Source organism: Mesorhizobium sp. M00.F.Ca.ET.216.01.1.1 (assembly GCF_004010325.2).
In the GTDB taxonomy this organism is placed as follows: Bacteria; Pseudomonadota; Alphaproteobacteria; order Rhizobiales; family Rhizobiaceae; genus Mesorhizobium.
The window spans coordinates 1-315 of the sequence record NZ_SADR02000396.1; the positions used below are offsets into that span (position 1 = coordinate 1).

1 pseudogene is annotated in these 315 nt (G+C 59.7%); it reads left to right on the forward strand.

Annotation, left to right across the window (positions count from 1 at the left end):
* Positions 1 to 315: pseudogene (locus EN859_RS36645) on the forward strand (threonine dehydratase); the annotation flags it as partial.

Genomic DNA, 315 nt, shown 5'->3' on the forward strand with positions numbered 1-315 from the left:
GCAAGACGATCGTCGCGGTGGGTTCGGGCGGCAATTTCGACTTCGAACGGTTGCCGGACGTGAAGGAGAGGGCGCTACGCTTCGAGGGCCTGAAGAAGTATTTCATCATCCGTTTCCCGCAGCGGCCGGGCGCACTGCGCGATTTCCTCGAGATGCTCGGTCCGGACGACGACATCGCTCGCTTCGAGTATCTCAAGAAGTCGGCGCGCAAGTTCGGCTCGGTGCTGATCGGCATCGAGACCAAGGACCGACGCAATTTCGACCTGCTGAAAGCCAATTTCGACGCCGAGTGCGTGCAATATCAGGACATCACCG